At 67.3% G+C, this 350-nt stretch carries 1 protein-coding gene; it reads left to right on the plus strand.

All coding sequences use genetic code 11. The features are described from left to right. Window positions 1-350 (plus strand): transposase (locus tag AC1DDA_RS27440; RefSeq protein ID WP_476798099.1); only part of this gene is annotated, 350 nt, incomplete at both ends.

Consider the following 350-nt stretch of genomic DNA (forward strand, 5'->3'; position numbering starts at 1 on the left):
AAGCGGCGCCGGGACTGGTTCGAGGCCCAGCCCGATCTCGACCCGCGGCGCCTCGTCTTCATCGACGAGACCGGCCTGTCGACCAAGATGGCCCGTTTGCGAGGCCGTGCCCCTCGCGGTGAGCGTTGCCGGGCCGGCATCCCGCACGGACATTGGAAGACCACGACCTTTGCCGGAGCGCTGCGCCTCGGCGGCATGAYGGCGCCGTTTGTCTACGACGGTGCCATGAACGGCACGGTCTTCCTGGCCTATATCGAGCAAGTCCTGGTTCCGACGCTGGAGCCGGGCGATATCGTCGTCATGGACAATCTCCCGGCGCACAAGCCTGCCGGTGTCCGCGAGGCGATCGA

Source organism: Allobosea sp. 10N428 (genome assembly GCF_056394545.1).